Annotated in this window: 3 protein-coding genes; 2 read left to right on the top strand and 1 reads right to left on the bottom strand. The window is 60.2% G+C overall.

The window, feature by feature from the left end; all coding sequences use genetic code 11:
• The first annotated feature begins 245 nt into the window (after nt 1–245).
• Both HY011_14225 and topA read left to right on the top strand, forming a co-directional pair.
• Nucleotides 246–2270, top strand: coding sequence for a hypothetical protein (locus HY011_14225; GenBank protein MBI3424085.1), 2025 nt, complete (start codon nt 246–248; stop codon nt 2268–2270).
• 273 nt (nt 2271–2543) lie between these two features.
• On the top strand, nt 2544–5090 hold the full coding sequence (gene topA / locus HY011_14220; protein MBI3424084.1) for a type I DNA topoisomerase: 2547 nt from the start codon (nt 2544–2546) through the stop codon (nt 5088–5090).
• Between the two features lie 76 nt (nt 5091–5166).
• Here the strand turns inward: topA and HY011_14215 are convergent, their stop codons facing one another.
• Entirely contained in the window at nt 5167–11709 is a 6543-nt protein-coding gene (locus HY011_14215; GenBank protein MBI3424083.1) for a PQQ-dependent sugar dehydrogenase, read from the bottom strand.
• Nucleotides 11710–11987 lie beyond the last annotated feature (278 nt).

Here is an 11987-nt window from a genome sequence, read left to right as displayed (position 1 = left end):
CGTCAGTCAGCCGTGCTTGACGCGCCGCTTGCTCACGCGCGCGGTACTGTCCCGGCGCGGCGCGCCTACCGTACACGCAACTGAAAACCGATCTGAGAAAGCGGTTGAGTGCAGTGAGGCAGAAAAACGAGGCGGCGGGATAGATTTTTTGGTTGCGGTGAGCTTTTTGGCGGCGCGCTTCCGCGTGTCTTTGATGAAAGCGGTAATGAGGCCGCACACCGGATTCAACGCAAAGGAGAACGATCATGAAGAGCACAAAGGAAGCCCGCATAACCATTCGCAACACGAACGCACGTCCCGAACAAAGATGGCACAAGGCGCTGCTGCCAGTCTTATTGTTGAGCAGCGCGCTGTTGCTCTGTTTGACGCCTACGCCGGCGCAAACGCCGACGCCGGCACGTTCGTTGCCACACTTGCCCGAAGTTGATCTGAGCCAGCATCTGCGGCTCACCGGCGACGCACCGGAATTGGCGGCAGGCCCGCTCCTGACGGATGAAGAAGCACAAACGCTGCTCATTGCCATGCCGGAACCGCACCCGCAAGAGCCGCTGGTTAAAGTGAGTGGTGACCTCTTCAGCAACTTCCTCAATAATCAACTCAACAATCCGAACACACTGGCCGGGCGACTCAATCAGCGGTCGGCGCTGGCTCTTTTGAATAGCGGCAATGATCCGCTCGCGGGCTTTCTTTCCAAGTCGGGCGGCATTTTGGGCGGCGGGTTGCAAGGATTTGGCGGCAACATCTTCGCGCGCACCTATGGCTCGGTCTACCGCGATCTGGGGTTTTCACCCAGTCAATTGTCGCTCATCGGCGCGCAGTTCGATTGGGTTGGCAGTCGGTTATTCGACTTCGCGAACCGCACCAACTTCGGGTTGCTGGGCGACAACTCGCTCCTCGTCAGCCGCTACTTTCCGGACTTGGCATTTCTCAATTACGGCGGTTTCGGCTTGCTGGGATTTGGTGCCGAGAGTGCCTTTGCCAGAGTGGAAGCGAGCGATTTGGAAACGCGCTACAACGCGCTAATGCAGCGGCTGGCGCGTTATTCGCAAACCGATCAAACGCTGGCCGGTTTACGCAAAGAATACAACCAAGTGGTGTTGCGGCTGACTTACGGCGATCCCTTCTTGCTCTATTGGAACTACGCACTGACGCTACAGACGCGCACGATCTATAATCAATGCCCTTCGTATCGCGCGGCAGCCAGCCTGTCCGCCACCGTAGCCACGTGGACGGCGCCGCCCAACAATCAAACAACGTTGAATGAGCGTTATCGCCAACGTCTGCAACTGGCGAACCTGCAATTGAAGGTGCAGCAGAAAGCCATCGCCTACGTCGCTGCGCGTCCCAGCCTGGCGCAATGGTTCAGCGATGCTGCGACTGCTGTGACCGCTCGTTATCAACTGTTATGGGAGCAGCAAGCCGTCACGAATGGCCTGACCGCACAAGCCTGGCAAAGCCGCTGGCAGACGGCCTTGGCGACTTCGGCAGAGATGGCCAGCATCCGCAACGGCTTTGAGCAATTGCTGAACGCTTACCCCATGTTGCGTGAGTACACACAGGTGAATGAAGAACTGAATCAGATGGCGTCGGCCCTCAGTAATGAGGCGGACGTTAAATATGCGGCGAACCTCGCGGCCACGGTGGCGCAGGACGCGCGGGTATCCAACGACATTAACTGGTATTACAACCGCTACCTGACGCAGGTCGGCGCGCTCATAGGCAGCACGGGTTACTATGCCGAATTGGAACGGTTCAGCGAACGGCTCAATGGCGCGCTCAAAAATGACGCTGGATTCGGTATGTTGGAAGCGAGCAGCGTCGCCAGCCGCCTGGAGAATTTTCAAGCACAAGTCTATGCCGCCATCAACCGCGCCTACAATGCAGGCAATCAAAGTAATCCGTACTTTGATCGCAGTGTCGTGGCGTTGTACGACACCAACTATGCGAAGCTGATGAGCGCTGCGGCAGTCTTTTGTGAGACCGTCGGTCAAACACAGTTCAATTTTTATAACGGCGCCGCTTTCGCCAGCTTGACGCGCGACACCGCCATACGCATTCAGGCTACCGTCGGCCCGGTACGCGAAAGTCTCGCTGCCGCTCAGACAGAATGTCAGCGCGGTATCAACGCGATTCCACAGGTCGCGCAATTGCAGCAGGTGCTGGCGCGGGTCGAGCAAGCGCTGCGCTACCGCAATCAATACCTGGATTATCTGCTCAAGCGGTTCAATCAACTCACTGGCGACTTGAACCAGTTGACCAATCGAAGCTGACGACGCTAAACCGGTTTCGCAGCGTCCAATTAGCCAAACAAAACGGGGAGAGCGGGGCAAGGAAAGCAACCTCCGCTCTCCCCGTTTTTTGATTAGATGAAACGCTCTCCTCAGTGTCTGAGTCTGGTTCGGCGCGAGCACGCTAATCAACCTGTCCAAGTCGCTCGCTTGAACTACTGCCTGCCTTCGTGCTATTTGATGTGACCTTTTGCGGCCACTGTGTAAAACAATCACACGAACCGGGCCGTGCAATGCTGTTCTGATTGGATATTTATGGCGAAATCATTAGTCATCGTAGAGTCACCTTCCAAAGCGAAAACCATCAACAAATATCTGGGCAAAGATTTCAAAGTGCTGGCGTCGGTCGGCCACGTCAAAGATTTGCCGAAAAAAGGGCTGGGCGTGGATTTAGAGAACGACTTCGAGCCGACCTATGAAGTCATGCCCGGCAAAGAAAAAGTCGTCCGCGAAATCAAAGAGGCCGCCAAAGACGCCGAGACCGTTTACATCGCAACTGACCCGGATCGCGAAGGCGAGGCCATCGGCTTTCATCTGGCCGAGATCGTCACCAGCGGGCGCGGCAACGCCAAGAAACCGATCTTCCGCGTGATGTTCAACGAAATCACCAAGTCGGCGGTGCAGGATGCCTTCAAACAACCGGGCCAGATTGACCAGGACTTGGTGGACGCGCAACAGGCGCGCCGTGTGCTCGACCGCATCGTCGGTTACAAAGTCAGTCCGCTGCTCTGGGACAAAGTGCGGCGCGGCCTTTCCGCCGGGCGCGTGCAAACCGTGGCCGTGCGGCTGGTGGTCGAACGCGAGCGCGAGATTCAAGCCTTTGTCAAAACCGAATACTGGTCAGTCATTGCGAACCTTTCGGCACAATTGCCGCCCGCCTTTGACGCGCGACTCTACAAGATTGCCGACAAGACCGTGAAGACGGCGGGTTTTGACGATGGCGTCAAAAAGTCTGAAGTCCACATCACGAACGAAGGCATGGCGCAGCAAATTCTGACTGAACTGCAAGGCGCGCAATACGTCGTGAGCGAGGTCAGCACCAAAGAGAAAAAGCGCAATCCGGTGCCGCCTTTCATCACCTCGAAGCTGCAACAGGAAGCCTCGCGCAAGCTGCGCTTTTCGGCCAAGCGCACGATGCAGATCGCGCAGAAACTTTACGAAGGCAAAGAACTGGGCAGCGAGGGCGCGGTCGGTTTGATCACCTATATGCGCACCGATTCGACGCGCGTGGCCGAGAGCGCGCTGGGCGAAGTGCGTGAGTTTATCGGCAAACAGTACGGGCCGAATTACCTGCCCGAAAAAGCGATTCACTACCGCTCGAAAAAGGACGCGCAGGACGCGCACGAAGCCATCCGCCCGACGGCGGCGGAACGCACGCCGGAGAGCGTCGCGCCGTATCTGGACAAAGATGAACTCGCGCTTTATCGCCTGATCTGGCAGCGCTTTCTGGCGTCGCAGATGATGCCGGCGATCTTTGACCAGACGACGATTGATATTGCGGCGGGCGAAAAGTATCTCTTCCGCGCGACCGGCTCGGTGCTCAAATTCGACGGCTTCCTGGCCGTCTACGAAGAGGGCAAGGACGAGAAGGACGACGAAGACGACGAACGCGCGGCCAAGTTGCCAAAGGTTGTGAAGGGCGAGAACCTGAAGCTCAACGCGCTGACACCCAATCAGCATTTCACCGAACCGCCGCCGCGTTACACCGAAGCCACACTGGTCAAGGCCCTAGAAGAAAAAGGCATCGGGCGACCTTCGACTTACGCTTCGATCATGTCGGTGATTCAGGATCGCGAGTACGTCGAGAAGAAGGAAAACAAATTCTTCCCGACCGATCTGGGCACGCTGGTCAACGACCTGCTGGTTGAGAGCTTTGCTGAACTGTTCAACATTGCCTACACCGCGCAGATGGAAGCGAACCTGGACGAGGTCGAAGACGGCAAGCTGAAATGGACGCAGGCGCTGCACGGCTTTTACGACAAGTTCACGGTTGACCTGAAAAAAGCGCAGGAGCACATGCGCGACGTCAAGCGCCAGGAGATCATCACCGACGAAGTCTGCGACAAGTGCGGCTCCAAAATGGCGATCAAGTTCGGGCGCTTCGGCCAGTTCCTGGCCTGCACCAATTACCCCGAATGCAAGAACACACGCGAGATGGCGAAACCGGCGAATGGCAATGGTGAAGCGACCGCCGCCGATGCCGAGAACCCTTACGCCGATGAGAAATGCGAAAATTGCGGCAAGCCGATGGCCTTGAAGAAAGGCCGCTTCGGTCAGTTCCTGGCTTGCACGGGCTATCCCGATTGCAAGACGACGCGCAAGATCACCAAGACGGGCGCGGTCGCGGCGGCCCCTGTCTTGATTGATGCGTTCTGCCCGGATTGCGGCTCGCAACTGGCGATTCGGCAAGGGCCGTATGGTGAATTCACCGCTTGTTCGCGCTACCCCGAATGCAAGTTCATCAAACGCGAATCAACCGGCGTGGCTTGTCCGCGCGCCGGTTGCAAGGGCGAAATCATCGTCAAGAAATCCAAACGCGGCAAAATCTTTTACGGCTGTTCGGAATATCCGAAGTGCGATGCCGTGTTCTGGGACAAACCCGTCGCCGAAATCTGCCCGCAATGCAACGCGCCCTTCCTGCTGGAAAAATACAACGCCAAGAAGGAAGAGACCGTGAAATCCTGCGCGCAGGAAAAGTGCGATTACAAGAGCGGCGACGCGCCGCCGCCCAAAGCGGTCAAAGCGGCCAAAGCCCCGGCTAAAGCCACAAAAGCCAAACGCGCTGCCAAAGCAGGCGAATAATTGGCTGGTCTAAAATGAAGAGGCCCGCGTGCAGTAAATGCTGCACGCGGGTCTCTTTCATTTTCAGTCAAAGCGCTTATTGGACCTTCGGCACTGGCGTATCGCCCGGCTGCCCGTGCTGCCGAATCAGGTTCGCGCCGTCCGAACTTTGCCGCACAAACCACGTCCCCGACGTAGGCCGCCACACTGCAATGTCCGCCTTGCCGTCGCCGTCATAATCGCCCGGTGTCGGAATATCAAAATACGGCGCATAGTTCGCGCCCCACAATTGCAACACCGCTTGGCCATCTGTGGATTTGCGGATGTACCAGAGCGAATCCGCGCCGCGCCAGATTGCTAAGTCCGCCTTGCCATCGCCATCGTAATCGGCGGGCACGGGCACATCGAGATACGGCGCATAGCCCGCGCCCCATTGAATGGTTTGCGTGCCGCCCGCGCTCAGCTTGAGCAGCCAATTGCCATCCGCCGGACGCCAGACCGCAAAGTCCGTTTTGCCATCGCCATCGTAATCCGCCGCCACGGGCGTATCGCCTGGCTGGCCCCAGACTTCGATCAGATAGCTGCCGTCGGAGCTGCGCTTGACGTACCAAGTACCGTTCGATGGCCGCCAAACCGCGAGATCAGTCTTGCCATCACCATCGAAATCGCCCGGCGTCGGAATATCGAAATACGGCGCATAGTTCGCGCCCCACAATTGCAACACCGCTTGGCTATCGGAGGATTTGCGGATGTACCAGAGCGAATCCGCGCCGCGCCAGATGGCGTGATCAATCTTGCCATCGCCGTCGTAATCGCCCGGCACGATCACATCGTTGTATGGCGCATAGCCCGCGCCCCATTGCGTCGTTTGCAGCGCGCTGTTGCCGCTGTTGAGCACCGCCCAATTCCCTGTCGGGCCGTTCCAAACGGCAAAATCCGTTTTGCCATCGCCGTCAAAATCAACCTTCTTCGCTTTGGCCTGTACCGTCAAAACGTAAGCGCGAATGCCCGCACAGCCATGCGCATCGGTTGCTTTGAGCGTGAAGTTATAGCTGCCAGGAATAGCGGGCGTGCCCGTCACAACTTCGTTTGCCAGGCTCAGCCCCGTTGGCAATGCGCCGCTCACCAAGCTGTAACTGTATGGCGCAGTCCCGCCCGTGGCGGACAAGGTTTGTTGATACGCCGTCCACTGCACAGCGCCTGGCAGCGTCGCCGGATTCAGCGAAACCGCCGGGCAATTGAGACTGAGTTGGTATGGCCGCTCGACCGCACAGCCATTCGCATCTACCGCCCTAACGACAAAGGTCGCGTTGCCGCTGACGGTGGGCGTTCCGCCCAAGATGCCCGCACTCGAAAGCGCCAACCCGGCAGGCAATGCGCCTGAAATGATGCTGAAGGCGTATGGTGCACTCCCGCCCGTCGCAGTAAGCGTCTGATTGTAGGGCGCGCCGGTTTGTCCGCTGGGCAGCACAAGCGGCGTCAAGCTGAGTGTCGCGCACGTGACGGCCAGCGTGAACGGCTGCGACGCCGCGCAACCATTCGCGTCATTAGCTTTGACGGTAAAACTAGCCGTGCCTGCCGCCGTGGGCGAACCACTGAGCAAGCCCGCCGTTGAAAGCGTCAGCCCCGCTGGCAACGCGCCGTTGAGCAAACTGAAACCATACGGCGCAGTGCCGCCCGTCGCGGTCAACTGCTGGCTATACGCCGTGCTTGTCGTAGCGCCCGGCAAATTGACCGGCGCGATGTTGAGAGCCGGGCAATTGATCGTCAGCGTGTAACTTTGCTGGCCCGCGCAACCATTCGCATCCGTGGCCGTCAGGTTAAAGCTGAAGCTGCCGCTTTGCGTCGGCGTGCCCGTCAGCAATCCCGTACCCGGCGTAAACGTCAGGCCCGGCACCGGCGCGCCTTGCCAGGCGAAGATGATCGCGCCACTGCCGGTTTGCGTGAAGCTCTGCTGATACGGCGTACCCACACTGCCTGCTGCTAAAGTCGCCGGACTGACGGTGATCATCGGGCAATTGATTGAGAGCGTGTAGGCGCGCGTCCCCAGGCAGCCGTTCGCATCGGTCGCTTTCACGGTAAAGACTGCGCTGGTTGCCTGCGTCGGCACACCGCCGAGTGCACCGTTGGGAGTAAGGGTCATCCCGGCGGGCAATTGACCGGCGCTGAGGCTGTACGTAATCGCTCCCATGCCACCGTTTTGCGTGAAGCTTTGTTGATACGGTGTCCCCGTCGTGCCACTGGGCAATGTGGGCGGATTGAGCGTGATCGCGGGGCACGCGATATTCAACGTATAAGCCTGCGTGCCCACGCAACTTGTGGCAGCCGTGGCGCTGACCGTGAAGTTAAACGTTCCCGCTGTGCCGGGCATGCCGCTCAGCATGCCATCCGCCGCCAAACTCAAGCCCACAGGCAACGCGCCCGCCAGCAAAGCGAAACTGTAAGGAGCCGGGCCACCGCTGGCCAACAACGCTTGGCTATAGCTCGCACCGGTCACGCCGGCGGGCAGCGTCGCGGGGTTGAGCGTGATCGGTTGCGTCGCACAATTGAGCGCCTGCGTGACCGTCAACGTTTGCTCGGCGATGCTCAGCGTGCCCGTGCGCGCCGCGCCCTGATTGGCGGCGACGATGTAATTCACCGCGCCCGCGCCGTTGCCGCTGCCGCCACTGCTGAGCGTTAGCCAAGGCGCATTGCTCACCGCCGTCCACACGCAACCCACACCCGCCGTGACATTGACCGTGCCGCTGCCTCCGCCCACCGCAAAGCTCGCGGCGGCGGGGTTGATGGCAAAGACACAACCGTCCGCCTGCGTCACCGTGAAGTTTTGCCCGGCGATGCTCAGTGTGCCCGTGCGCGCGGGGCTGGTATTCGCGCCCACGCTGTAACTGACCGCGCCCGAACCGTTGCCCGTCGCTCCCGTCGTGATGATCAGCCAGGGCGCATTGCTGGTGGCCAACCAGGGACATGCTCCTGTGGCGATTACCGTGACCGCGCCAGTGCCGCCGCTGGCCGCAAAATTTTGCGCGGGCGGTGTTAACACAAAGCTATGCACCGTCAACGCCGCCGCCACGCTGGCCGTCGTGCCACAGGTGTTGGTAAAAACGGCGCGATACAACGTACCGCTTTGCCCGGCGCTTACGTTGTTCAAGCTCAGCGTCGTGCCTTGCGCGCCCGCGACATCGGCGAAATGCGCGCCGCCGTCATTGCTGACTTGCCACTGCACCGCAGGTGTAGGGCTGCCGTTCGCTGTGGCTGTGAATGTGGCACTACCGTTTGGACAGACGGACTGGGCTACGGGCTGCACGCTGACACTGGGCGCGCTATTCACCGTCAGCGTGGCGGCCTGTGAGATCACACTACCGCAAGCGCCGGTGACGAGCACATCATACGCGCCGACCTCATTCGTACTGGCGGCGACGATTTGATAACTGCTGCCGGTGGCCCCGGGCAGGTTGAGATTGTTCTTACGCCATTGATAGGTCAGCGGCCCTGTCCCGTTGGCGCTAACTGAAAACGAAACGGGCGCGCCTGCGCAGACGGTTTGCGCCGCCGGTTGCACGCTGATGCCCGGCGCGCTGTTGACGGTCAACGTGGCAGCCTGCGAAATCACGCTGCCGCACAGGCCGTTGACCACCACGTCATACACCCCCACGTCGCCTGCGGTGGCCGCCGCGAGGGCGTAACTGCCCCCCGTCGCGCCCGGCAAGTTCGTGTTGTTTTTGCGCCATTGATAGGTAAACGGCCCCGTGCCGCTGGCCGTCACCGCGAACGCCGCCGCCGCGCCGTTGCAAACAGTTTGTGCGACTGGTTGCGCGGCGATGCCGGTGGCGGAATAGACCGTCAGCAACGCCACGTTGGTCGTCGCCGTGCCGCCGGAGTTGGTGAATACGGCGCGGTAACGTTGGCCGTTCAGCCCCGTGGTGAGGCCCGTCAACGCCAGCGTGATGCTGTTCGCGCCGGGCAGGTTGCTGAAATTCGCGCCGCCGTCGGTGCTGACTTGCCATTGCACGGTGGGCACGGGATTGCCGCTGGCGGCGGCGCTGAAATTGACGTTGCCGTCCGGACAGGCGGATTGATCGGCGGGTTGCGCCGTGATGGTAGGCGGCGGAATCACGCCCGTGCCTTTGCTAATCGTGAAACTGTCATCCACTGCGCCCGTCTCGCGCAGGAATTTGGCGTCGAGCTGATTGCCGCTGATGTCCAACACCAGCGAGCCGAGTTGATTGAGCGAGGTGAACATCGCCGGATGATTGAGCGACCCGCCGCTGGTGATGCCCGACGTGCCCGCCACGACATAGACCGCGCCTTCGTGCGCGCTGGGGCCGCGCGTGGATTTGGTGTAAGCGCCGTTGCCGCCGGGCCGCCCGTCGCCGCCGTTCTTTTTCATCGCGTTGGTGAACGTCGTTGACAGCCCGTAATGCCCATCAATCAAAAACGACCGTTCGTAAGCGTGGCTGTGGCCGCTCAGCACCAAATCCACGCCGTAGCTTTCCAAAATCGGCAGTACGTTCGCGCGCATTTCGACCAGATTGGCTTCGGTGTCCGAATCGTGTGAGCCTTTGCTATACGGCGGATGATGCCAATACGCGATCAACCAATCCTGGTGGTTTTGCGCTAGATCATTTTGCAGCCACGTCAACATCGCGCTGGGCGGCGTGCGCGGCGAAACCATCGCGTCCAGGCTGACGAAATGAATGTTGCCGTAATTGTACGAGTAATAAAGTTCTGTGCCCGACGCCACGCCGCCCGCTTCGGCCTGCTGCGGCAAATCGAAAATCTGAAAGTACGGCAGTGTCGGCGGCGGCGTGGTCGAACCGGCGGTGTCGTGATTGCCAATGGCCGGCCAGAGCACGGACTGGCGCAGCATCGCTTGATACATATCGAACACCCCGGCTTGATATTCCGTGTCGGTGCCGGTGTTGTAGGCATTGTCGCCCAGCATCAACCACAGATCGGTGCGCTGCGTGCCGTTGAAAGCATAGTAAGCATCGCGCACGGCGCGCTGGCCTTCGGGCAAGCCCACGCCCGCCCAACCTGCGTCACCCAGCACCCACACGCGCACCGGCTGAGTGCTGCCCACCGTCGGCGCGGTCACGAACACATGATTGGCATCGCCGCCCGCTAACGTCGCCGCCGTCGTGCCGACGGAATAGTAATACGTTGTATTCGGCGTCAGCCCTGTCAGCGTGACGGAGTGTTCGGTTGTCACAGCGGCATCATCCATCAGCAAGTTGAGCGCGTTGGGCGCCGCGCCATAACGCACGCGGCTGTCGGTGGCCGTGTCGGTGCGCCAACGCAGGCGCAAACTGGTGGGCGTGCCCAGTTGCAAATAAGGGCCGCGCGTCAGGCTGGCTGTCGCCTGCGCCTGGATTTTGAAGAGACTGCCCGCGTCATTCACGACGTAAAGTTCACCGTTTTGATCTGCGCCGAAGCCCGTGATGTTGTACGGCGTGTCGAGTTCGACCGTCTGCGTCGTGCCCTGCAAGCTGAAAATTTCGCCGGTGCAGTAATCGGCATAGACATATTTTCCCTGCAACGCCGGAAGCTGGCTGCCCCGGTAAACAAAGCCGCCGATGATCGCACAGCGCCCGCCCGTGTGGCTGTATTCGAGCGCCGGCGCAACGTAGCTCGCGGGTGTGACACAAGGATCGAGGTTCGTGCAGAGCGCGCCTTCGAGCACGCGCCAGCCGAGATTGTCGCCGCCGGTCGCGGCGTTGATCGGCACGCGGTCGGCTTCTTCGCGCGCGCTTTCGCCGTTATCGCCAATCCACAAATCGCCCGTCACGCGGTCAAACGCAAAGCGGTACGGATTGCGCAAGCCGAGCAGGTAAATCTCGTCCGCGCCCGGCGTCGCCCCGGCGAAAGGATTCGACGGGGGAATCGCGTAATACGGCGCGGCATTGACGTTTTGATCCACGTCAATCCGCAAAATCTTGCCGAGCAGGTTGTTGATGTTCTGCGCGTTGCCTTCCGGATCGTTGGCCGCGCCGCCGTCGCCTTTGGAGAGGTACAAAAAACCATCGTTGCCGAAATCAAGTGTGCCGCCGTTATGGTTAAACGAAGTTTGCGGCGTAATCAGCATGGTCTTGCCAGAATTGGCGTCGGCCAGATTCGGGTTGGCGGATGAAACCGCATAGCGCATCAGCACGTTGTCGTTGACGGCAGGCGCGCCGCCGTCAACGAGGGGTGTGCCGTTCGCCGTGAAGTAAACGAAAAAATACGGCACCGCCGGATATTGCGGATGAAACGCCAGCCCCAGCAAGCCGCGCGCATCAAACCGGCTGACCGACATCACGCGCGCCGCCAGATCGAGAAACGGCGTGGCGGCAAGCTGGCCGTTTTGATAAAGAAAAATGCGCCCCGCTTTGTCGACGATAAATAAACGGCTGTCGTGGGCGTGTGTCGCATAGACCGGAATGTTCAACCCTGTGGCGACGGGTTGAAGCTGAAGATTGAGCAGCGCCGCCGCACGGCCTTGTGCGGCCCTGGCGGGTTGGCGTCCGGCCAGCGCGCGCCAGCTTGCGCTGCCGGCGGCCAGCGCGAGCAGCGTTACAGCCAGCGCCAGCACCTGAGTGGAACGGGAACGGGAACGGCTATTCAACCGCCAGCCCCGGCCCGGCGGTGTCGTGATGTTGGTCATCGTTGCAGCTTTCTTTGAGGCGCCAAAGAGAGTTCAGTTCGAGGCGGGGGCATTCTATCAAATGCGCTGCGGCTAGCCGGAAAAAAATGGCTGGAGGCGGCAAGGCGGGCCGCGCAATGGTGCCAGGTTTATGGTTTCACTTGACTGGCGCCAACGCGCGCGGCGACCCAGAGCGCGCTTAAGACCGCGCACACTACACCTCGCCTTACGTATGGCAGGTTCGTCATTGTCCTCTTCACCTGCTGTTCCCGCGTCTCGGGCGCGGGTATGGTTGGTTT

It is taken from the genome of Acidobacteriota bacterium, from assembly GCA_016196035.1.
GTDB lineage: Bacteria > Acidobacteriota > Blastocatellia > RBC074 > RBC074 > JACPYM01.
Note: the sequence above shows the minus strand (reverse complement) of the source record. Positions and strands in the feature narration are given on the sequence as shown.